The organism is Janibacter terrae NBRC 107853 (assembly GCF_001591405.1).
GTDB lineage: Bacteria > Actinomycetota > Actinomycetes > Actinomycetales > Dermatophilaceae > Janibacter > Janibacter terrae.
On the sequence record NZ_BCUV01000007.1, the window covers coordinates 502565 to 524663 of the forward strand.

The 22099-nt window shown below is 70.9% G+C and carries 22 protein-coding genes; 5 read left to right on the forward strand and 17 right to left on the reverse strand.

What is annotated here, in order from left to right:
• Nucleotides 1–61 precede the first annotated feature (61 nt).
• The 13 genes from JT1_RS12020 to JT1_RS12080 all read right to left on the reverse strand — a co-directional run bounded on the left by JT1_RS12020 (nucleotide 62) and on the right by JT1_RS12080 (nucleotide 14443).
• Nucleotides 62–1717 (reverse strand): alkaline phosphatase D family protein, encoded by a 1656-nt coding sequence (locus JT1_RS12020; RefSeq protein WP_068326720.1) that lies wholly within the window; start codon nucleotides 1715–1717, stop codon nucleotides 62–64.
• 82 nt (nucleotides 1718–1799) lie between these two features.
• Complete coding sequence (locus tag JT1_RS12025) at nucleotides 1800–2510, reverse strand: SRPBCC family protein (protein ID WP_068326723.1); 711 nt, start codon at nucleotides 2508–2510, stop codon at nucleotides 1800–1802.
• Nucleotides 2511–2520: 10 nt separating this feature from the next.
• Nucleotides 2521–3375 (reverse strand): FAD binding domain-containing protein, encoded by an 855-nt coding sequence (locus JT1_RS12030; RefSeq protein ID WP_068326727.1) that lies wholly within the window; start codon nucleotides 3373–3375, stop codon nucleotides 2521–2523.
• Nucleotides 3372–5846: a xanthine dehydrogenase family protein molybdopterin-binding subunit gene (locus JT1_RS12035; RefSeq protein ID WP_068326730.1), complete on the reverse strand. Its 2475-nt coding sequence runs from the start codon at nucleotides 5844–5846 to the stop codon at nucleotides 3372–3374. The genes JT1_RS12030 and JT1_RS12035 overlap by 4 nt, the downstream gene beginning before the upstream one ends.
• Entirely contained in the window at nucleotides 5843–6325 is a 483-nt protein-coding gene (locus JT1_RS12040) for a (2Fe-2S)-binding protein (protein WP_068326733.1), read from the reverse strand. The genes JT1_RS12035 and JT1_RS12040 overlap by 4 nt, the downstream gene beginning before the upstream one ends.
• Nucleotides 6326–6409: 84 nt before the next feature.
• Nucleotides 6410–7540, reverse strand: coding sequence for an XdhC family protein (locus JT1_RS12045; RefSeq protein ID WP_068326736.1), 1131 nt, complete (start codon nucleotides 7538–7540; stop codon nucleotides 6410–6412).
• Complete coding sequence (locus tag JT1_RS12050) at nucleotides 7533–8666, reverse strand: vWA domain-containing protein (RefSeq protein ID WP_068326739.1); 1134 nt, start codon at nucleotides 8664–8666, stop codon at nucleotides 7533–7535. The genes JT1_RS12045 and JT1_RS12050 overlap by 8 nt, the downstream gene beginning before the upstream one ends.
• Nucleotides 8663–9535: an AAA family ATPase gene (locus JT1_RS12055; RefSeq protein WP_068326740.1), complete on the reverse strand. Its 873-nt coding sequence runs from the start codon at nucleotides 9533–9535 to the stop codon at nucleotides 8663–8665. The genes JT1_RS12050 and JT1_RS12055 overlap by 4 nt, the downstream gene beginning before the upstream one ends.
• Nucleotides 9536–9632: 97 nt before the next feature.
• Nucleotides 9633–11267 carry a chaperonin GroEL gene (gene groL, locus JT1_RS12060; protein ID WP_068326743.1) on the reverse strand — a complete coding sequence of 545 codons (1635 nt, stop codon included), beginning with the start codon at nucleotides 11265–11267 and terminating at the stop codon, nucleotides 9633–9635.
• 229 nt (nucleotides 11268–11496) lie between these two features.
• A complete protein-coding gene (locus tag JT1_RS12065; protein ID WP_068329153.1) occupies nucleotides 11497–11958 on the reverse strand; it encodes a hypothetical protein in 462 nt (153 codons plus the stop codon).
• A 35-nt stretch (nucleotides 11959–11993) separates the two neighbouring features.
• Nucleotides 11994–12284 carry a DUF3263 domain-containing protein gene (locus JT1_RS12070; protein WP_068326746.1) on the reverse strand — a complete coding sequence of 97 codons (291 nt, stop codon included), beginning with the start codon at nucleotides 12282–12284 and terminating at the stop codon, nucleotides 11994–11996.
• A gap of 146 nt (nucleotides 12285–12430) precedes the next feature.
• Complete coding sequence (locus JT1_RS12075; RefSeq protein ID WP_068326749.1) at nucleotides 12431–13789, reverse strand: pyridoxal phosphate-dependent decarboxylase family protein; 1359 nt, start codon at nucleotides 13787–13789, stop codon at nucleotides 12431–12433.
• Nucleotides 13790–13798: 9 nt separating this feature from the next.
• Nucleotides 13799–14443, reverse strand: coding sequence for an arsenate-mycothiol transferase ArsC (locus tag JT1_RS12080; protein ID WP_068326752.1), 645 nt, complete (start codon nucleotides 14441–14443; stop codon nucleotides 13799–13801).
• Between the two features lie 191 nt (nucleotides 14444–14634).
• On the opposite strand from JT1_RS12080, the gene JT1_RS12085 reads away from it, so the two are divergent.
• From JT1_RS12085 to JT1_RS12100, 5 genes are all read left to right on the forward strand, one after another.
• Nucleotides 14635–14868: a three-helix bundle dimerization domain-containing protein gene (locus JT1_RS12085; protein ID WP_169701978.1), complete on the forward strand. Its 234-nt coding sequence runs from the start codon at nucleotides 14635–14637 to the stop codon at nucleotides 14866–14868.
• Between the two features lie 77 nt (nucleotides 14869–14945).
• On the forward strand, nucleotides 14946–15626 hold the full coding sequence (locus JT1_RS12090; RefSeq protein WP_068326757.1) for a uracil-DNA glycosylase: 681 nt from the start codon (nucleotides 14946–14948) through the stop codon (nucleotides 15624–15626).
• Between the two features lie 39 nt (nucleotides 15627–15665).
• On the forward strand, nucleotides 15666–15809 hold the full coding sequence (locus JT1_RS18430; RefSeq protein WP_169701979.1) for a hypothetical protein: 144 nt from the start codon (nucleotides 15666–15668) through the stop codon (nucleotides 15807–15809).
• 87 nt (nucleotides 15810–15896) lie between these two features.
• A complete protein-coding gene (locus tag JT1_RS12095) occupies nucleotides 15897–16787 on the forward strand; it encodes a putative type IV secretion/conjugal transfer ATPase (RefSeq protein ID WP_169701980.1) in 891 nt (296 codons plus the stop codon).
• Complete coding sequence (locus JT1_RS12100; protein WP_068326763.1) at nucleotides 16787–18523, forward strand: type IV secretory system conjugative DNA transfer family protein; 1737 nt, start codon at nucleotides 16787–16789, stop codon at nucleotides 18521–18523. The genes JT1_RS12095 and JT1_RS12100 overlap by 1 nt, the downstream gene beginning before the upstream one ends.
• 56 nt (nucleotides 18524–18579) lie before the next feature.
• Here JT1_RS12100 and JT1_RS12105 read toward each other — a convergent pair whose 3' ends face one another.
• From JT1_RS12105 to phnD, 4 genes are read right to left on the reverse strand one after another with little or no spacing between them, the layout of a single operon-like run.
• Nucleotides 18580–19335: a GntR family transcriptional regulator gene (locus JT1_RS12105; RefSeq protein ID WP_245533279.1), complete on the reverse strand. Its 756-nt coding sequence runs from the start codon at nucleotides 19333–19335 to the stop codon at nucleotides 18580–18582.
• Nucleotides 19332–20369 (reverse strand): phosphonate dehydrogenase, encoded by a 1038-nt coding sequence (locus JT1_RS12110; protein ID WP_019481145.1) that lies wholly within the window; start codon nucleotides 20367–20369, stop codon nucleotides 19332–19334. Before JT1_RS12110 ends, JT1_RS12105 begins: the two co-directional genes overlap by 4 nt.
• Entirely contained in the window at nucleotides 20366–21202 is an 837-nt protein-coding gene (gene phnE / locus JT1_RS12115; protein WP_019481144.1) for a phosphonate ABC transporter, permease protein PhnE, read from the reverse strand. Before phnE ends, JT1_RS12110 begins: the two co-directional genes overlap by 4 nt.
• Nucleotides 21199–22077, reverse strand: coding sequence for a phosphate/phosphite/phosphonate ABC transporter substrate-binding protein (phnD, locus tag JT1_RS12120; protein WP_245634795.1), 879 nt, complete (start codon nucleotides 22075–22077; stop codon nucleotides 21199–21201). The genes phnE and phnD overlap by 4 nt, the downstream gene beginning before the upstream one ends.
• Nucleotides 22078–22099 lie beyond the last annotated feature (22 nt).

The window sequence follows — 22099 nt, forward strand, 5'->3', positions numbered from 1 at the left end:
ACGACGGCGCCGCCCTGAGGCGCGAGCGCCAGCGAGCCTCGAAGGGAGGGTGCGGCCCGCCTCAGACGCGGACGCAGGCGACCTCGCGCAGCCTCGGGTGGGCGTCGTCGCCGTCGACGACGTCGCCGGTGACCCACCGCAGGGTGACCCCGTCGGGCCCGACCTCGGCGACTGCGAGGTTGTTGTCGAACCAGGGCCCCTCGGTCACGCGCCACGGGTAGGCCGGGTCGGGGACCCCCTTCGTCCGGGCGGCGAGCCACCGCATCGGCCGCACGAGGCCCCTGGCCATCTGCGACATGAGGACGCGCAGGGCACGGGGCATCGGGTTGCGGATGGGGCTGCAGACCGCCTGGACGATGCGGCTGCTGGCGCCGTGCGCGGCCGGGTCGATGACCTCGGCGACGTAGGAGTTGTGCACGTCACCGGAGAGGAAGGTGATCGTCGTCGGGGCCGTGCCGCGCTCGCCGCGGGCGACGGACATGACGAGGTCGAAGACCTCGACGAAGCCGGACTGGAAGGCACCCCAGTGCTCGAGGTCGATGACCTGGCGCAGCGCCTCGGTGGCCCGGTGCACCGGCTGCGACCGGTCGGGTCCGGCGAGCGACTCACTGATCGCCTCGGCGTCGTGCAGACCCGGCGGCAGCATGAAGGGCAGGGAGGTCCCGATGAAGAGGTGGTCGAGGTCGCCGGTGAGCTGCTCGTCGAGCCACGCGAGCTCGTCGTCGTCGAGCATCGAGCGGCGCCCCGGCTCCAGCACCCGCGCGGCGCGGGAGTCGAGCATGATCAGGCGCGACCCGCCGAGCTGGCGGGTGTAGCTCCAGCGATACGACTCCGGCTCCTCGTCGACGCGCTCGGCGAGGGCACGAAGGGGGGCGGTCAGGTCGACCTCGCCGGGCCCGGCGCCGTCGAGCAGCGTCCAGATCCTGTCCTCGGCGAGCTCCTCGGGCGCGAGGTTGCCGATGTGCTGGTGGACCCAGTAGCTGGTGAGGCCCGCGACGAGACGCTCGTGCCACCACGGGGTCGCGTTGATCTCCTGCTGCCAGGTCCACGAGGTGTTCCAGTCGTCACGGATGTCGTGGTCGTCGAAGATCATCGCGCTCGGCAGGACCGAGAGCACCCAGCGGATCGCCGGGTCGGTCCACGCGAGGTGGTAGAGGTGCGCGTACTCGGCGTAGTCCTTGATCTCCTCGCCGGGGGGCTCCTCGAGGCTGCGCCGGGAGGCGATGAACTCGCGCATCTCCTCGCTCGTCTCGTCGGCGTAGACCTGGTCGCCGAGGAGGGCGAGGGCGTCGGGGCGGGGGGACTCCCCCTTCGCCAGGGACAGCGCGAAGGTGCGCAGCGCGTCGACCCCGTGGCTGGCGTGGTGCTCCGCGTCGTGCGGGACGCTCGTGCGGCAGGAACCGAAGGCCAGCCGGGCCGGGCGGTCGTGGTCGAGGGTGGCGATCGTCGGGGCCGGGAAGGGCGAGTCCGCCAGGGGCCAGACCTCGCCGTCGTCGATGCGCACGGAGTAGGTGTACTCGCGGCCGGGCTCGAGGCCGTCGAGCAGGACGAGCGCGTAGTGGTGCTCCTCGACGACGAAGGTCGCGGCGCCCCAGGACCGCCCGTCAGTGTGCACGGTGACCCGGGCGGGGGCAGCGGTCTCCACCCAGATCGAGGCGTCGTGCTCGCCCACGAAGCGCAGGAGGGGGCCGAGGACGAGCGGGGAGGGTGCGGTCATCCGCTCATCCTCCCCCGCGCGGGTGGGAAGCGGCTGGGCGCGGGGTCATCGGCGTGCCGCGAGGGCAGGGGCCGGTGTCGGCTCAGGACGACCGGCGGCGTCGGCCCCGCCCGAGGAGCAGGCCCAGGACCAGCCCGCCCAGGGCGGCGGCGAGCGTGGGCCCGTACGTGCGCAGCAGGACCGGCAGCGCGACCGCGCCGAGGTCCACGGCGTCGTCCGTGACCCGGGGGCCGCTCGCCGGCACGGCCTGCGTTGGCGCTGCAGCGGCGGACGGGGCGGCGTCACCGGGCACCGGCTCGGCGGGCGTCTCGAGGTGCGCCTCGCCGGGCGCCTCGGCGGCCGTCCCGGCGGACCCGAGCCGGTCGGCGAGGCAGTCGACGAACTGCCCGAGCAGCTTGTCCGAGACGTCCTGCATGACCCCGCGCCCGAACTGCGCCGGCTTGCCGGTGACGTTGAGGTCGGTGACGACCTCCACGTGGGTCTGCCCGGGCCCCTCCTCGGTCATCGTCGCGACGACGTCGGCGCCGGCGGTGCCGTTGCCGCGCTTGTCCTTGCCACTGGCCCGGATCGCCATGCGGTGGGCCCCGGCGTCCTTGTCGACGAACTCGCCGGACCCCTTGTACACGAGGGCGATCGGTCCGAGCTTGACCTTGACGGTGCCCTCGAAGGAACTGGCGTCGGCGTGGGTCACCTGGGCGCCGGGGAAGCACCCGGCCACGGACTCGATGTCCTCGAGGGCGGCCCAGGTCTGCTCGATCCCGGCGGGCACGGTGAAGGAGTGGGTCAGCTGCACGACAGTCCTCTCATCCGCCGACGGCCGCGAGGACGGCCCGTCGGGTCAGCACGGTCGCGAGGTGCCGGCGGTAGTCGGCGTCCCCGTTGAGGTCGGACGGCGGGTCGGTGCCCTCGGCGGCCCGGTCGCACGCGGCCCGGACGGCCTCCTGGGTGGTGGCCGCACCCACGAGGCCCGCCTCCACCGCCGACGCGCGAAGGGGGGTCGCGCCCATGTTGGTCAGGCCGATCCGGGCCTCGGCGATCGACCCGCCCTCTGTGCGCACCTGCGCGGCGACGGCGACGATCGGCCACTGGTGGGCGATGCGCACGAACTTCTCGTAGTGCGAGCCCCAGCCGTCGTAGGCGGGGACGCGGATCGCGGTGAGCAGCTCGTCCTCGCCGACGGCGGTCGTGAAGAGCCCCTCGAAGAACTCGGCCGCCGGGACGACGCGCTCACCGCCCGGGCCGGTGACGACCAGCTCGGCATCCATCGCCAGCACCGGGGCGCCGCAGTCACCGGCGGGGTCGGCGTGGACCAGCGCCCCACCGAGCGTGCCGCGGTGGCGGATCTGCGGGTCGGCCACCTCGGTGATCGCCTGGTGGAGCAGCGTGCACCGCTCGCGGACCGTCTCGTCGGCGAGGATCTCGTGGTAGGGCGTCATCGCCCCGATCGTCACGGTGTCACCGTCGACGCGGATGCCCCGCAGCGACTCGATCCGACCGAGGTCGACGACCAGCTCGGGAGCGTTGAGGCGCATCCGCAGCACCGGCAGCAGGGACTGCCCCCCGGCGATCACCTTGGCCTCGTCACCGTGCTCCGCGAGCAGGCCGAGGGCCTCCTCGACCGTCGCGGGGGCGGCGTAGTCGAACTTCGCCGGGATCATCGCCCTGCTCCTTCCGCGGTGCCGCTCATGTCGTCGAAGTTGCCGCCGTCCGGGTCGAAGTGGGGCGCCGCCGCCCCCGTCGTCTCCTCGTCCCTGCCGGACCGCAGCGCCTGCCAGACCCGCTCCGGGGTGCACGGCATCTGGACGTCGTCGATGCCGAAGGGGCGGAGGGCGTCGACGACGCCGTTGACGATGCACGGGGTGGAGGCGATGGTGCCGGCCTCGCCGACCCCCTTCGTCCCCAGCGTGTTGGACGTGGCCAAGGTGGTCGTCGTCGCGGTGTCGAAGCTGATCGTGTCGGCCGCCGTCGGGACGAGGTAGTCGACGAAGCTCGCGCTCACGAGCGTGCCCGAGTCGTCGTGGACCGCCTCCTCCCACAGCGCCTGGGCGATGCCCTGGACGAGGCCACCGTGGATCTGGCCGTCGACGATGAGCGGGTTGATCACCTGACCGACGTCGTCGACGCAGGTGTACTTGCGCAGCCGCACCTGACCGGTCTCGGTGTCGACCTCCATGGCGCACAGGTGCGTGCCGTGCGGGTAGTTGAAGTTCACCGGGTCGAAGGTCGCCTCGGCGTCGATGCCCGGCTCGATGTCGTCCGGGTAGTCGTGCGAGGCGAAGGCCGCGGTCGCGATCTCGGTCAGCGCCACCGACTGGTCGGTGCCGGCCACGCCGAGCCGGCCGTCCTTGAGCTCGAGGTCGTCGGGGTTGGCCTCGAGCATGTGCGCGGCGTAGCGGCGCGCCTTGTCGATCACCTTGTCCGCCGCCCGGACGACGGCCTCGCCGCCGACGACGAGGGACCGGGAGCCGTAGGTGTCCATGCCCTTGTGGGAGATCTGGGTGTCGCCGTGCAGCACCTCCACGTCCTCGTAGGGGACGCCGAGCCGGTCGGCGACGATCTGGCTGAAGGCCGTCTCGTGGCCCTGGCCGTGCGGGCTCACGCCGACGACGACCTCGACCTTGCCCGTCGCGAGCATCCGGATGCTCGCGTGCTCCCAGCCGCCGGCCCCGTAGTCGAGGCTACCGAGCACCCGGCTGGGCGCCAGGCCGCACATCTCGGTGAAGGTCGAGATGCCGATGCCGAGCTGGACCGGGTCCTTGCGCTCGCGGCGCTGGCGCTGCTCCTCGCGCAACGCGTCGTAGCCGAACATCTCCTTGGCCTTGGCCGTGGCGGCCTCGTAGTTGCCGGAGTCGTACTCGAGCCCGGCGACCGAGGTGAAGGGGAACTCCTCGTGCCGGATCCAGTTGCGTTCGCGGACGACGAGCGGGTCCTCGCCGAGCTCGGCCGCGAGCTCGTCCATGAGTCGCTCGATGGCGAAGGTCGCCTCGGGCCGACCGGCGCCACGGTAGGCGTCCGTCCAGGCCTTGTTGGTGAGCACCGACTGCATCGAGAAGTGGTACGCCGGGAACTTGTAGATGGCGTTGAACATGAACGCGCCGAGGACGGGGATGCCCCCGCCGATGAGCGCGACGTAGGAGCCGAGGTCGGCGAGGAGGTCGACCTTGAGGCCGGTGACGTGCCCCTCCTTGTCCGCCGCGAGGGTCAGGCGCTGCCACTGGTCGCGGCCGTGGTGGGCGGCCATCAGCGACTCGGAGCGGGTCTCGGTGTACTTCACCGGTCGGCCGAGCTGGCGGGCCACCCACCAGACGAGCCACTCCTCGGGCGTCACCTGCAGCTTGCCGCCGAAGCCGCCGCCGACGTCCGGGGCGATGACCCGGATCTTCGACTCCGGGACGCCGGTGGTCGCCGCGAGCGCGAAGCGCAGGATGTGCGGGACCTGGGTCGCCGACCACATCGTCAGCTGCTCGCCCGTCGGGTCGACGACGACCGAGCGCGGCTCCATGAAGGCGGGGATCAGCCGCTGCTGGCGGTACTCACGCTCGATGAGGATGCCGCCCTCGCGGGCGGTGGCGATCGCCTCCTCGACGTCGCCGCCGGTCCCGGCCTCCTTCGAGTCGAAGACCCAGAGGGCCGACTTGTTGGTGCCGAGGTCGGGGTGCGCGAGCACCGTGTCCTGCGCGGCCTCCTTGAGGTCCAGCGCCGCGGGCAGCTCCTCGTAGTCGATGTCGACGAGCTCCGCCGCGTCCCGGGCCTCCGCCGCGGTGCGGGCCACGACGACCGCGACGACCTCGCCGGCGAAGGTCACCCGGTCGGCCGGCATCGGCGGGTGCGTGGGGGTGACCTGGTCGGGGGTGAGCGGCCACGCGTTGATGAGCACGCCGGCGCTCTCGTCGAGGTCGGCGCCGGAGTAGACGGCGACGACATTGCTCGCCTGACGCGCCTCGCTCAGGTCGACGGCGACGATGCGGGCGTGGGCGAAGGGGGACCGGACCATCGCCACGTGCAGCATGCCGGGCAGGACGATGTTGTCGGTCCAGCGGGTGCGCCCGGTGATGAGGCGCCGGTCCTCCTTGCGGCGGCGGTCGCGGCCGATCTCGCGGGCCGGCGCCTCGGTCGCCTCGGCGGTCATCGCGCACCTCCGGGGGTCTCGCTCGACCCGGCCGCGGTCAGGACCGCGCGGACGATGTTGTGGTACCCGGTGCACCGGCAGAGGTTGCCCTCGAGGCCGACGCGCACCTCCTCCTCGGTGGGGTCCGGGTTGTCCCGGAGCAGGTCGACGGCCTGCATGATCATGCCGGGGGTGCAGTAGCCGCACTGCAGCGCGTGGCACTCGTGGAAGGCGGCCTGCGCCGGGTGCAGCTCGTCGCCCTCGGCCAGGCCCTCGATCGTCGTGACCTCCGCCCCGTCCGCCTGGACGGCCAGGACGTTGCAGGACTTCACGCTCCTGCCGTCGAGGTGGACCGTGCAGGCACCGCAGTTGGAGGTGTCGCACCCGATCACCGTGCCGGTCCTGCCCACCACCTCCCGCAGGTAGTGGACCAACAGCATCCGGGGTTCGATGTCATCGGCCACTCTCTGGCCGTCCACGACGAGCTCGATCCTGACCATGGGACCCTCCTGGGGGCGATCACGACGGTGTGATGCGGCTCATGCTGCCAGACGTCCCCGCTGGGGTCACCCCCCTTCGGCCGGTCAGTCCTCGAGGGAGTGGTGGATGCGTCCGGAGCGCTCCGCCAGCGACCGACCGGAGCCGCCCCACCGGTCCGCGATGAACTCCGCGGCGATGCTGATCGCCGTCTCCTCGGGCGTCCGCGCGCCCAGGTCGAGGCCGATCGGGCTGCGGAGCCGGGCGAGCTCGGCCGGGGCCACCCCCGCCTCGAGCAACCGCTCCTCCCGGTCCTCGTGCGTGCGACGCGAACCCATCGCGCCGATGTAGCCGACCTCCGGCAGCCGCAGGGCCACCTCGAGCAGGGGGACGTCGAACTTCGGGTCGTGGGTGAGCACGGCGATGACCGTCCGCCCGTCGATCCGGCCTGCGGCCTGCTCGGCGGCGAGGTAGCGGTGCGGCCAGTCGACGACGACCTCGTCGGCGTCGGCGAACCGCGAACGGGTGGCGAAGACCGGGCGGGCATCGCACACCGTGACCCGGTAGCCGAGGAAGGAGCCGACCCGGGCGACCGCGGCGGCGAAGTCGATCGCGCCGAACACGAGCATGCGCGGCCGCGGGGCGAAGGCCCACACGAAGACCCGCATCCCCTCTCCACGACGCTCCCCGTCCGGGCCGTAGCCGATCGTGGCGTTGTGCCCGAGGGCGAGCTGGCCGAGCGCGTCGTCCAGGACCGCCGCGTCGACGCGCGGGGACCCGAGGGAGCCCTGCGGCTCCTCGTCGGGACGGATGACCACCCGGCGTCCGAGCCACTGCGGGTCCGGGTGCTCGATGACCGTGGCCACGGCGACCGGCCGCCCGGCCGCCACGTCGTCCGCGACCTCGCCGAGCTGGGGGAAGCTCTCGCGGTCGAACCGCTCGACCCACACATCGAGGATGCCGCCGCAGGTCAGCCCGACCGACATCGCGTCGTCGTCGGAGACGCCGTAGCGCTCGAGGACCGGGGTCCGGGTCTCGAGGACCTCCTCGGCGCGCTCGTAGACCGCGCCCTCGACGCACCCGCCCGACACCGAACCGACCGCGGTGCCGTCGGGGCCGACGAGCATCGAGGCACCGGCCGGTCGCGGCGCCGAGCGCCAGGTCGCGACGACGGTCCCGACCCCGACGGGGTGCCCCTGCTCCCACCACGCCAGCAGCTCCGGCAGGACCTCACGCACGGGCAACGACCTCCAACAGCTCCTCGAAGGACCGCAGCGAGTGCCCGGCGACGAAGGCGTCCACGTGCGGCAGGGCGGCGACGATACCGGCCTGCACCGGAAGATACCCGTCCTTGCCCCGGTGCGGGTTGGCCCACACCACCCGGTGGGCCAGCAGCTGCATCCGCGCGACCTGCTCGCCGAGCTCCCGGCAGTCGCCCCGCTCCCAGCCGTCGCTCACGATGACCACGACGGCACCGCGGGCCAGGTTGCGGGTGCCCGGCCGGTCGAGGAAGACCCGCAGCACCTCGCCGAGCCGGGTGCCGCCGGACCAGTCGGGCACCTGCTCGCCCGCGCGGACGAGGGCGCGCTCCGGGTCCCGGACGCGCAGCGCGTCGGTGACCCGGGTGAGGCGGGTGCCGAGCGCGAAGACCTCGACGGAACGGGCCGCGGGGCCGGCCCGTGGCGCCTGCACGAGCGCGTGCGCCACCCGCAGGAGGGCGTCGGCGTAGGCGCGCATCGAGCCGGAGACGTCCACGAGGACGACGATGCGGCGCGGGCGGCGCGCGCGCCGCCGGTGGTCGATCCGGCTCGGCTCCCCCATCCGACGCAGCATCGTGCGCATCGTGCGGTGCGCGTCGATCTCCCCACGGCGCCACGGTGCGCGACGGGTGGCGCGCCGCTCGGGCAGGCGCGGCCGCAGCTCGCCGATGAGCCGGTCGAGCAGGACCTTGTCCTCGGCGCCCAGCCCGGCCACGTCGCGGTGGCGCAGGACCTCATGCCGGGAGGCGGCCGCCCGCACCACCTCACCGGGGTCACCCCCTTCGACCGGGTCGTCGTCGAGCGGCACCGGGGACGACGCCGTGACCTCGCGCCCCGGTCGCGGAGCCGCGGGCGTGCCCTCCGCCCCGGAGAACCACCCGGCGAAGACCTGGTCGAGGCGGCGCAGGTCCTCCGGCCCGGCGCAGAGCGTGGCCCGCGCGGCTCGACGCACGCCCGCGAGGTCGCCCGCACCGACGAGCGCGGCCGCCTCGAGGAAGGCGGAGGCCCGGTCGTGCGTGACGTCCACCCCCGCCACGCGGAGGGCGTGCGCGAAGCCCAGCAGCACCTCGTCGACCGCTGGCCCGGTCGCGGCGGGTAGGGTCACCCGCCGAGCACCCGGTCGAGGGCCTGACGGACCCGGTCGGTGTCCTCGCGGTACTTCACGACCGCGCCGAGGGTACGGGCGGCGACCTCGAGGTCGAGCTCGACCGCTCCGAGGTGCTGCAGGGCGACCACCCAGTCGAGGGTCTCGGCGACGCCCGGTGGCTTGAGCAGCCCCTCGGCGCGCAGCTGCTGCACCGCGAGGGCGACCTGCCGGGCGAGCGTCTCGCTGACCTCCGGGACCCGGCTGCGGACGATCGCGACCTCGCGGTCGAGCCCGGGGTGGTCGATCCAGTGGTAGAGGCACCGGCGTTTGAGGGCGTCGTGCAGCTCGCGGGTGCGGTTGGAGGTGAGCACGACCGTCGGCGGGGTCTGCGCCCGGATCGTGCCGAGCTCGGGGATGCTCACCGTCCACGACGAGAGCACCTCGAGCAGGAAGGCCTCGAACTCGTCGTCGGCGCGGTCGACCTCGTCGACGAGCAGGACGGCGGGAGCACCCCGCAGGGCCTGCAGCACGGGCCGCTCGAGGAGGAACCGCTCGTCGAAGAGCGTCCGCTCGGCCGCCGCGGCGTCCGGCTGCCCGCTCGCCGTGAGCGCCTCGAGCGTGCGCAGGTGGAGGATCTGCCGCGGGAAGTCCCAGTCGTAGAGCGCCTGCGAGGCGTCGATGCCCTCGTAGCACTGCAGGCGGATGAGCGGCACGCCCTCGATCTGCGCCAGCGCCTGTGCCAGCGCGGTCTTGCCGGTGCCGGGCTCGCCCTCGAGCAGCAGCGGCCGCTGCATCTCCCGGGCGAGGAAGACGACGGTCGCGAGGTCCTCGTCGGCGAGGTACCCGGTGCGGCCCAGCGAGTCCGCCAGCTCCTGCGGTGACGTCATGGGCCGAGGTTACCCACCCGTCCGCCCGCCCGGGCCGACGACGAAGGGCGGTCCCCCCGTGAGGAGGGACCGCCCTTCGTCCTGCGCAGCGGTGGGCTCAGAAGCCCATGCCGCCCATGCCACCCATGTCGTCGCCACCGGGCATGGCCGCGGCGGCCTTCTCCGGCTTGTCGGCCACGACGGCCTCGGTGGTGAGGAAGAGCGCCGCGATGGAGGCGGCGTTCTGCAGCGCGCTGCGGGTCACCTTGGCGGGGTCGATGATGCCCTGGGCGATCATGTCGACGTACTCGCCGGTGGCCGCGTTGAGGCCCTCGCCCGCGGGGAGGTTCTCGACCTTCTCGGTCACGACGCCGCCGTTGAGGCCGGCGTTGGTCGCGATCTGCTTGAGCGGGGCGGAGGCCGCGACGCGCACGATGTTGGCGCCGGTCGCCTCGTCACCCTCGAGCGAGAGCTTCTCGAAGGCCACCTTGGTCGCCTGCAGGAGCGCGACGCCGCCACCGGCGACGATGCCCTCCTCGACGGCGGCCTTGGCGTTGCGCACGGCGTCCTCGATGCGGTGCTTGCGCTCCTTGAGCTCGACCTCGGTGGCCGCACCCGCACGGATGACGGCGACGCCGCCGGCGAGCTTGGCGAGGCGCTCCTGGAGCTTCTCGCGGTCGTAGTCCGAGTCGCTGTTCTCGATCTCGGCCTTGATCTGCGACACGCGGCCACCGATCTGGTCCTGGTCGCCGGCACCCTCGACGATCGTCGTCTCGTCCTTGGTGACGACGACCTTGCGGGCCCGACCCAGCAGGTCGAGCTCGGCGGTCTCGAGGGAGAGGCCGACCTCCTCGGAGATGACCTGGCCACCGGTGAGGATGGCGATGTCGGCGAGCATGGCCTTGCGGCGGTCACCGAAGCCCGGGGCCTTGACGGCGACGGACTTGAAGGTGCCCTTGAGCTTGTTGACGACGAGCGTCGACAGCGCCTCGCCCTCGACGTCCTCGGCGATGATCAGCAGCGGCTTGCCGGCCTGCATGACCTTCTCGAGGAGCGGCAGCAGGTCCTTGATCGAGCCGATCTTGGAGTTGGCGATGAGGACGTAGGGGTCCTCGAGCACGGTCTCCATGCGCTCGGTGTCGGTGACGAAGTAGCCGGAGATGTAGCCCTTGTCGAAGCGCATGCCCTCGGTGAGCTCGAGCTCGAGACCGAAGGTGTTGCTCTCCTCGACGGTGATGACGCCTTCCTTGCCGACCTTGTCCATGGCCTCGGCGATCTTGGCGCCGATCTCCGGGTCAGCAGCGGAGATGGAGGCCGTGGCAGCGATCTGCTCCTTGGTCTCGATCTCCTTGGCCATCGCGAGGAGCTCCTCGCTGACGGCGGCGGTGGCCTTCTCGATGCCGCGCTTGAGCGCCATCGGGTTGGCGCCGGCCGCGACATTGCGCAGGCCCTCGCGCACGAGCGCCTGGGCGAGGACGGTGGCCGTCGTCGTGCCGTCACCGGCGACGTCGTCGGTCTTCTTCGCGACCTCCTTGACCAGCTCGGCGCCGATCTTCTCGTAGGGGTCGTCGAGCTCGATCTCCTTGGCGATGGACACGCCGTCGTTGGTGATCGTGGGAGCGCCCCACTTCTTCTCCAGGACGACATTGCGGCCCTTGGGGCCGAGGGTGACCTTGACGGCGTCAGCGAGGGTGTTCATGCCCCGCTCGAGGCCGCGACGGGCCTCCTCGTCAAAAGCAATGAGCTTTGCCATTCGGGTGGTCCTCCACGCGAATCGAAGGGTCATGACCGGGGGCGCCCGCGACGGACGAGGTGCGACCACGCGGCTCACGTCACCGTGCGTTCGCACCCCTCACCTGACCGGTCAAGGATTGTCACTCTCACCGAGAGAGTGCTAACGCCATTATTGGCACTCTCACCGGGAGAGTGCAAACGTCACCCCGCGCGGCGGGACGAGGACGAAGGGGGGCGCACCCCCTTCGTCAGGTACGGGGGTGGTGGTGCTCGAAGCCCGCCCGCATCCGGCCGTCCTCGTCGGAGGAGATCGGGTCGTCGAGATCGGCGACGAAGACCGCGACCAACTCGCGCGCCGGGTTATCCCGCGCGGCGGCGAGCAACCCGCGCCAGGCACCGAGGTTGGGGTGCTCACCCGGGGAGGCCTCGGCGGGCTCGAGGCCCTCGACCGCGGCCTGCAGCTGGAGGGTCGAGACGGGCAGGGTCGCCGTCGAGCCGTCGTGGTGCAGGACCGAGGCGAGCACGACCGCCGAGAGCCCGTGCCGGCCTCCGGGGAGATTCACGTGCGGGAACTCGAAGTCCGGGTCGCTGCTCGCCGGCGAGATGCCGACCGCCCACGCGACCGGCTCGCGCCAGCCGTCGATGCGACCGGCCAGGTGCTCCTTGATCGCGGCGAGTCCCTCGGGGGTGCTCCAGTCGAGTGCGCTCATGCCACCCACTCTGCCAGCCGCGGCGGCCGTGCGGCTCAGACCTCGAAGCCGAGGCGGCGGGCGCTGCGGGTGCGCTGGCGCTGGTCGCGCAGGCGGCGCAGCCGCTTGATGAGCATCGGGTCCTCGGAGAGGGCGGCCGGGTTGTTGATGAGGCCGTTGAGCACCTGGTAGTAGCGCGTGGAGCTCATGTCGAACAGCTCCTTGATCGCCTGCTCCTTGGAGCCGGCGTACTTCCACCACTGGCGCTCGAAGGCGAGGATCTCGCGGTCGCGGTCCGTGAGCGGGACCGAGGGGGTCGGCGCGGCGGTCTGGTCGGCGAGGTTCACGCGACGCACTGTACCGACCGAATCACATGAATGTCATTCCCCCGGCGTGTCGGCTGGACACCCGCCCCTCCCGCTGTCACGTGCGCCCCCTTCGCCCCACCCGTCACATCCCCGACCGGTCCGCGGTCGCCTCGCGCGGGGGCCCGTCAGACCATCGAGTCGAGGATCGCGGCGATGTCCGCCGTGGTCGTCTGGGGGTTGACGATCGCGAAGCGCGCCAGGGTCTCGCCCTCGTGGTTGGTCGGCACGACGAAGGCGAACTCCTCCTCGAGGATGCGGTCGGACCATGCCGCGTAGTCCGCGGCCGTCCAGCCGATGCGACGGAAGACGACGACGGAGAGGAAGCGCTCACCGACGAGCTCCAGCTCTTCGCGCCGGTGGATCTCGGCCTCGGCGAAGGACGCGACGTCGAGGGTGCCCTCGACCGCGGTCGTGTACGCCTCCGTGCCGTGGGTAGCGAGGGAGAACCAGAAGGGCAGCCCGCGCGCCCGTCGGGTCAGACCCACGGAGTAGTCGGTGGGGTTCCAGTCGGTGGCCGCGGTGAGCACGTCGAGGTAGCCGGCTCGTTGCGTGTGGGCGTTGCGGGCCGCGGCCGGGTTGCGGTAGATCAGCGCGCAGCAGTCGAAGGGGGCGAAGAGCCACTTGTGGGGGTCGACGATGAAGCTGTCGCAGTGCTCGATCCCCGCGTAGAGGTGCCGGACCGAGGGCGCGGCCAGGCCCGCCCCGCCGTACGCCCCGTCGACGTGGAACCAGATGCCGAGCTCGCGGCACACCTCGGCGACCGAGGCGAGGTCGTCGATGATCCCGAAGTTCGTCGTCCCCGCCGTCGCGACGACGGCGAAGTAGGTCTCGGGGCCGCCCTCCAGGAGGACCTCGCGGAGCCGCTCACCCGTGAGCCGGCCGCGCTCGTCGGGCTCGACGGTCGTCAGCTCGGCGTCCATGACGTCGCAGGCGGACTGGATCGAGGAGTGCGCCCCGCGAGTGGTCGCGACGCGGAAGGGCCGCTGCCCCTCGGCCGCCGTGCGACGGGCCTCGGTGCGCGCCGCGACGAGCGCGGAGAGGTTGCCGATGGTGCCGCCGGGGACGAAGACGCCGCCCGCCTCGGCCGGCAGGCCGATGAGGTCGGAGATCCAGCGGAGCGCCTGGTTCTCGGCGTACACGGCGCCCGAGCCCTCGAGCCAGGAACCGGCGTAGATCGAGCTGGCGCCGACGACGAGGTCGAACATCGCGGCGGCCTCGGTGGGGGCGCACGGGATGAAGGAGAGGTAACGCGGGTGGTCGACGGACAGGCAGGCCGGCGCCAGGACCTCGGCGAAGAGGTCCATCGCGGCGTGGCCACCGAGCCCCGCGGCGGTCACCGTCTGCCCGGCCGTCGCCTCGAGCTGCGCGAGCGTGCGCGGACCGTCGAGCGGGACCGGGTCGAGCTCGAGCCGCTCCTTGGAGTAGTCGAGGACGATCTGGGCCAGCTCGGCCAGCGAGGTGTTGTCGTCAGGGAATCCGTGCACGGGGGCACTCTAGGGGCGCGCGTCGCCGCCCACGTCGAGGTCGAGGTCTGCCACGAGGCCGCGCACGCGCGCCTCGATGTCGTCCCGTGCGGCCCGGACCTGCGCCGGGCTGCGGTCGATGACCGGCGGGATGTCCCACAGGACCTTGTGCCGGGCCACCGGCAGGTCGTTCTCGGCGACGCCGAGACCGACGACGACGTCGGCCGCGGAGAACACGTCGTCGGTGATCGGCTTGGGGTAGGCCTCGGGCAGCTCGATCCCCTTCTCCCGCATCGCCGCCCGCACATCGGGCAGCACGGCGTCCAGCGGGTCGAGACCGGCGGACGAGGCGACGTACCTCCCTTCGCCGATCGCCTCCGTGAAGGCCGCGGCCATCTGCGAGCGGCCCGCGTTGCCGTTGCAGACGAAGAGCAGGTGGGTCGTGCCCCGCTCCGCGCTGCCGCGGGACCGCGCGATCGAGCGCAGGCGGTCCCTGGCGAAGCGCTGCGCGAGGACGGGCAGGTAGGTGTCGACCGTCGCCGTGCGCTCCAGGCGGGCGCGGGAGTCGCCGACGATCTGTGCGACCTCGTCCCGCGTGAAGGTACCGGCGTAGCGGTCGTGCAGCTCGTCGACGATCCGCTCGAACTCGCGATCGCGCTCGTGGGTGGTCGGCATGGGGTCCTCCTTGGGTGACGGCCCGGTCCCCCATTGCACCGAGCCGTGGGTGCGTCCGAGATGCACAGTCGGCGACGTGACGGCGAACAGTTGACGACCCCGGCCCCGAGGCGTCGCGCAGGCAAACGCTTCCCCGCGCCGTCCATGTGATGTTAACCTTGTGTTCACCTTTCGACGTCAAGGAGACGCAGATGTTCAGCCCTCACATGGACCACGTCATGGCCAACATGGCCGCTGACCTGTGCGTGCGGTACCCGCAGGTGGCCTGCGAGCGCATCGAGGCGATGGTCGCGACGGCGCGTGAGCGCATCGAGCCGACCAACCTCCACCCCGAGTTCCTCGCGCCGCTCGTCGAGCACGCCGTGAAGATCGAGCTGCACGACCTGGCCGGCGCGCCCGTGCCGCCGTCAGGTGCGACCTGCTGACCTTCGCTCCGCACCCCTGACGCGACGGGACCCCCCTGTGCCGGGGGGTTCCGTCGCGTCCGTCCTAGGTTGGTCCCGTGACCGCGCGACCACTCACCGACCTCGTCCACCCGTCGTGGGCCGATGCGCTCGCGCCGGTCGCCGACTCCATCACCGCCATGGGCGCCTTCCTGCGCGAGGAGGTCGCTGCGGGCCACGGGTACCTGCCCGCCGGCGAGCACGTGCTGCGTGCCTTCACCATCCCGGTCGACGAGGTCAAGGTCCTCGTCGTGGGCCAGGACCCCTACCCCACACCGGGGCACGCGATCGGGCTGTCCTTCGCCGTGGCCCCTGACGTGCGGCCGCTCCCCCGGTCCCTGGTCAACATCCACCGCGAGCTCGTCGACGACCTCGGGGTGCCGGTGCCCGGCAACGGCGACCTCACGCCATGGGCCGAGCAGGGCGTCATGCTGCTCAACCGGTGCCTCACGGTGCGCCCGGGCGCGGCCAACAGCCACCAGGGCAAGGGCTGGGAGCGGGTCACCGACCGGGCCATCGAGGTGCTCGCGCGCCGGGGCGGCCCGCTCGTCGCGATCCTCTGGGGCCGCAACGCGCGCAGCCTGGCGCCGGCGCTCGGCGACGTGCCGCGCATCGAGAGCGCGCACCCCTCGCCGCTGTCCGCGCGCAACGGCTTCTTCGGCTCGCGGCCCTTCAGCCGGACCAACGAGCTGCTCGCCCGGCAGGGCGCCGAGCCGGTCGACTGGGGCCTGCCCGCCTGACCTGTACACGCCGGGAGGCCCGGTCCTAGCCTTGCTGCCATGGGTTCCCCCGTGGGCAGGGCGTGGTGGCGGGTCGTGAGCCGCCAGCTGGGCGGCCCCTCCGGGCCCCTCGGCGCGCTCGCCGCACGGGCGCTGAACCGGGGCAACCGGGTGGTGACGACCGAGGCGGTCACGGCGCTGTGAGTATGACAACCTCATTTGGCCCCACTGTGATGCTTTGATTTGGCCCCACTCCCGGGTGTGTGGTCGCTGATCGCCGGGGTGGTGGGGATGATGCTCGGCCGTGAGCTCGCCCCGCACGAGCGCTCCGTGATCGCCACCGCCCTGACAGACCTGGACCCGGACCTGACCTCCCCGCCGCTTCTGGGCGACGTCATCGCCCACATCACCGCCCGGCCGGCATCCCTGCGGGCGGTCACCCTGACCCACGACAACGACGCCGACTACGACGCCCGCGTCCGGGAGGTCCTCGACGCGCTGATCTCCCTGGGCCCGTCGGGGATGTACGGGACGATGTTCTCCGAGCCGACCTCCGAGCACATCGAGGTCGGCCGTCCGGCCGTGTTCGACATCTCCGGGGTCAACGAGAACGACCACGTGCTCATGGCCGCGGTGCAGTCCCTGTGCTGGAATCTCGGCTCCGCGACCGTCTCGGCGGAGGCGTACCTGGCCGCCGACGAGGGACGGCAACGGAAGACCTACCTGCTGGTCATGGACGAGCTCTGGCGCATCCTGCGGGCCTCGGCCGACATGGTGCACTTCATCGACGCCATCACCCGCCTCAACAGGGGCCGGATGATGGCCCAGGTGATGGTCACCCACACCATGAACGACCTCAAACTGGCCGAACCGCACCTGACGGCCACCGCCTGGGGGTTCGTGGAACGCTCCGCCATGGTGTTCCTCGGCGGGCTGGCCGAGGGCGAGATGGGCAATCTGCGGGAGGTGTTCGGCCTCTCCCGCGCCGAGGTCTCCCAACTCTCGGACTGGATCGCCGAGGCCCCGGTGGACGCCTGGACCGGCAAAGCCGGCTTGCGCCCCGGGGCGGGGAACTTCCTGCTCAAGACCGGCAAGGAGGCCGGGGTGCCCCTGCACGTTCAGCTCACCGACCTGGAGATCGACAACACCAACACCAACCGCGACTGGGACATGGTGCAGTGATGCTCGGAGACCCCCGCCCCGGCCGGCGCACCCAGCCGGCCTCGGCCGAGACCGGCTGGGTGCTAGCCGCCGGAGTCCTCAACACCGTCCTCGGCGGGGCGCTGCTCTGGACGGTCGGGGCCTGGCTCGACCCCGCGACCCGCACCCACACCGCCGGCGGCCCGGTGGAGCTGCTGCTCGGCCAGGCCACCGGAAACGTACCGGTCGGTGGCGTGCAGCTGGCCGTGTTCGGTCTCGGCCTGGTGGTGCTGCTGGTGGTCGCGGCCGCCTTCGTCGTGGTGGTGCGCCGCACCCAGAAGACCCGGACCCGCATCGACCATCTAGCGCCGAAGATGGCCAAGGCCCGCGAGTTCGACGCCCTCACCGAGCCCCACGCCGCCCGGGATGCCGAGCGGCTCCGGGCCCTCGCCGCCGGGCCGGGGGTGCCGCTGGCCAAGCTGGTCAACAACGGCAAGCGGCTTTACGCCTCCTGGGAATGGGTGCAGATCTGGCTCATGGGACCCCGGGCGGGCAAGACCACCAGTGTGTGCGTCCCCCAGGTCCTGGAGACCAAGGGGCCCGTCGTGGCCACCTCGAACAAGCGCGACCTCGTGGACCTGACCCGCGGGCCCCGGTCCCGGACCGGGGTGGTGTGGGTCCACGACGTGCAGGGCATCATCGGGGAAGAACCCACCTGGTGGTGGAACCCGCTGTCCTTCATCACGGGGATGGAGCGGGCCGAGGCCCTGGCGGACATCTTCGTGTCCTCGGCCACCAGTGCCGGGGCCACCCAGGACGCCTACTTCGAGTCCGACGGCCGCCGGCTGCTGGCCATGCTCTTCTACGCGGCATCGGTGGGGGGCAGGCCCATCACCGACGTGTTCGTCTGGGCCCAGGCCCCCGACGACAAGACCCCGCGGGACCTGTTGCTTGAGCATGGGCAGACGGCGGTGGCCGCCTCGCTGGCCAAGATCCAGCAGCTGACCCCGAAGCAGCGCGACGGCGTGTATGGGACCATGCGCCCCTGGGTCAACGTGCTGTCCTATGACCGGGTGGTGCCGTGGGTGCGGGACACCGGAGTGCTCGGCCGCGCCGAGTTCGACCCGAAACGCTTCGCGGCCTCCACCGACACCCTGTACCTGATCTCCAAGGAAGGTGCCGGGTCCACCCGGGCCATCGCCGGGGCCCTGGCGGTGGCGGTGCTGACCGAGGCCGAACAGATCGCCGCTCTGAACCCCGGCGGGCGGCTCTCCCCGCCGATGACCGGGGTCCTCGATGAGGTCGCCAACGTCGTGCGCTGGCGTCAGCTGCCGGACGTGTACTCGCACTACGGCTCCCGCGGGATCGTGCTGTCCTCCTTCTTCCAGGGCTGGGACCAGGGCCTGGAGGCTTTCGGCGAGAAGGGCATGAAGAAGCTCTGGAGTGCGGCGAACATCCGGGTCGCCGGGTCGGGCTTGTCGGACTCCGCGTTCCTGCCGTTTTTGTCCCAGCTCATCGGGGACCACGACGTCATCCGCCGCACCTCTTCCACCCAGAAGGGCGGCCGGTCCGTGTCCACCGCCATCCAGCGCGAACGCCTCCTGGACGTGGGCGACCTCGCCGCCCTGCCCCGCGGCCGTGCCGTGCTGTCGACATCCGGTCTGCCGCCGGCGCTGGTGGAGCTGGAGCACTACAGCACCCAGCCCTACGGGCCCGACGTGACCGCCTCCAAGGACTACTACGAACAACTGGCCGCCCGAAACGCCGCCCAGCCATAGCAATACCACCTACAGCGGTCTTCAGTGGCTTCTAGATCTAAACCGCGTGAGGCGCCTTACGTGTCGAAGTCGATCTCGATGCGAAAGACATCGGCCCTGAGCCACGAGACGGTGAGTTCCACTGGACGGCTATTCTGGGCAACGGCATCGGTTCGTGAGCGGATGGAGATGACCGGCGGGCGACCGCTGAGGCCGAGATGCTCGGCGACTTCCGGTGTCGCTGGATCGATAGCGACCCCGAACCATCCTCGTACGGGCTGGAGTCTGTAGTGATCAGCCAGCACGTCGTGCAGCGATGCGGACGGCTCGAGAACTTGGGGCAAGTCAGGGACCAGGTGCGTATCGAGGAAGGTTTCGGCGAATCCGACCAGTTCATCGTCGATGTACCGGTCACGTGAGATCACCAGCACCTGCTGCCTCGCGCCGATGTTCATCCGGCGGCGGACCTCGGGTGGCGGGTATTCGAGGCGCCAGCCCGTGGTGCGCACCTCGGGGGTGAGCCCGGCGCTACGAACACTCTGACTCCACGACGGCGGATGATGTCGACTGATCGTGTAATCGACTCGTCGGGAGACGTATGTTCCGCTTCCCTGTCGCCGACGAACAAGGTAGCGCCTCTCCAGCTCAGCCAGTGCTGCCCGCGCGGTGAGTCGGCTGACCCCGAGCTGACCGGCAAGCTCGTCTTCTGACGGCAGGCGAGTCCCCACGGGCTGGTCAGCGATCTGCTCAGCGAGGGAGTCCGCGGCGGCCAGGTACAACGGGGTGCGAGAGGCAGGCTTCTTCGTCTTGCTGTGATCGATAGGACCGATCATAGGGCAGTAGGCGTTCCAGCAGATCCCACGCCACACGGGCGGTTGACGGCTCCGTGTGGTTCATGCCCTGCAAGGGCCTGCAGTATGGCAGTGGCGGCGTGCTCCTCAATTTTGAGACGAGTCGCGGCCACGGCAGATCCCAGGTGTGGCGTGAACAGCGTGCGGTCCTGCATCGCCAACAGCTCGGCGGAGATGGCAGCGGGCCGGTCCGGTCGGGACAGGTCCTCGAACTCGAAAACGTCAGCCGCGAAGCCACCGAGCTGTCCGGCGCGTAGGAGCTCGATCACCGCGGATTCGTCGACGACGGAGCCGCGGCCGACGTTGACGAGTAGCGCCCCCGGTCGTATTGACTCGAGCCGATTCCGGTCGAGCAAGTGGACTGTCTCCGCCGACAGTGGGGCGCAGACCACAACGGCGTCGCTGCGCTCCAGCAGGTCGGACAGGTCCGCACGCCGGATGTCGAGTAGTGCTTCATCGGCCGCCGATAGCGGTTCAGGGTCGAAGTAGAGCAACTCGGGTGCGAATCCCCGCAACATCCGTGCAACAGCCCGGCCGAGGTTGCCTGCCCCTACGATGCCGATCGTCGATCCTACGAGGGTCCTCCCGTAGAGCGTCGGCCGCCACCCGGCGAAATTCGAGCGCACCCGGCGGTCCCCGGCGGTGATGTTCCGCGCGAGCCCGATGAGCAGTCCGACCGCCAGTTCTGCGGTGGGCTCGGTCAGGAGGTCCTCGACCCTGGTCAGCCAGATGCCTCGCTCTGTGCAAGCCTCGACGTCGATGTTGTCGTTCCCTTTGAGGGCTCCCGCGACCACCTTCAGGTTGGGGCATGAGTCGAGGAGCTCTGCATCGACCCGGTCGGGCATGAACACCATCAATCCTTCGGCCTCTGCTGCGCGGCGCCGCACCTCGGAGGCCGGGAGACTGCTGTCGCTCTGGTTGGCGACAACTTCGCAGCTTTCGCTGAGCAATTCGAGGATCGGCGCATGCACGCGGTGCGTCAGTACGACCTTCGGACGTCGACTGTGTTGTTTCATTGGAACCTCTTTCGCAACGCTCCGCCGAGAGCGTCGACTACGGTCACGGTGGCCAGGATGACGAGCAGGATTGCGGCGACCTCGTCGTACTGGAGGGTTCGCAGGGCGGCGATGAGTTCGAAGCCGATGCCGCCGGCGCCGACGACCCCGACGACGACCGACGCTCGGAAATTGAACTCCCACCTGTAGACGGTGACGTCGGCCATCTGCGGCAGCACCTGGGGCAGGATGCCGTGGAGAATCACTTGGGCCGGGCCGGCTCCTGTCGCCCTGGCGGCCTCGACAGGGGCTTCGGCAGCGTGCTCAATCGCTTCGGCGAAGAACTTTCCCACCATGCCGGCAGAATGGATCCCCAATGCCAAAGCCCCGGGCAGCGCGCCGAAGCCGACGGCGGCGACGAATACGATCGCCATGATCAGTTCGGGCACTGATCGCAGCACGTTCAGGATGAGCCGCGCGACCCAGTAGATCGCCGGGTGCGGTGAGGTGTTGCGTGCTCCGAGCAATGCGAGAGGGACGGAGAGCAGCACAGCCAGTGCTGTGGCCGCGATGCTCATTGTCATCGAGTCGAGCAGGGGCCCCCACCAGCTGTTCAGATGGGTGAAGTCCGGCACCCACATCTCGCTGAGCAGGTCGGCAATGTCGGCGAGGCCTGTGACCATGCGGTTGGCGTCGAGCAGACCCACGGCCCAGGCACTCAGGATCACCGCGACGAGGATCAAGCCCGTGATGGAGAACGAGCGCCTCCAGCCGGATTGTGCCTGGTCGGTGATTCGCTGGTATTCCTGCTCTCTGCGATCCTCGCGCGGCACGCTGACCGCGGGGCTGCTCACTGGTAATCCTCGAGATCGATGTCGAGCAGCGGAGCGAGGTCGCGAACCTGATCGTAGTCCGAATCGGCAATCTCTGCGAAGCCGGCGGCTCCGAATGGTTCGAGCACCTCGGGATCGTCGAGTTCCAGGAACGCCGCCCGCAGCTTCTCCTTCAGGTCCTCGGGCAGATTGGACTGCATCGTCCAGGGGTAGTTGGCATAGGGATCCGATTCCTGGACTTTCACGACAGTCTCGGAGTCGATGAGCCCCTCCTCGACCATGCGCTCATAGATGGGCAAGCTCATGCCCCCCGCGTCCGCATTGGCGTTCTGCACTGCCAAGGCCACAGCATCATGGGAGCCGACGTGCTGTTCCTCGTAGTCACCCTGGTCTACTCGGAGGTCCGCCTCTTCGGCGAGCATGGCCTTGGGAATGAGGTGACTGGACGTGCTGGCCTGGTCTCCCCACGCAACGGTCTTGCCGGCGACATCCGCGAGGTCCTCGATGCCGGAATCCGCGTTGGCGATGAACACTGCCTGGTATGTCGGGTCCTCACCCTCGACTTCCTGCAGGGCGGCGAAGGGCTCGATGTCGGCCTTCTCCTGGGCGAGGACGTAGGACAGAGGGCCGAAGTAGCCGAGGTCGATGCGGCCGCGGGCCATCGCCTCGATCATCGAGGAGTAATCGGTCGTCACCACGAGCTCGACGTCAAGCCCGAGTTCCTTTTCGAGGTGCTCCTTGAGGGGCTCATTGTTCTTGATCACCTCCGACGCGTTCTCGTCGGGAAGCAGCGCAACGCGGAGGGTTTCCGGGGCGGTGGTTGCCTCTGAACTGGCACCACAACCGGAGAGGACGAAGGTGAAGGCAGTCGTTACAGCGATCGCGGCAGTCGCCAAGCGGGTGGGTCTAGGCATGGGA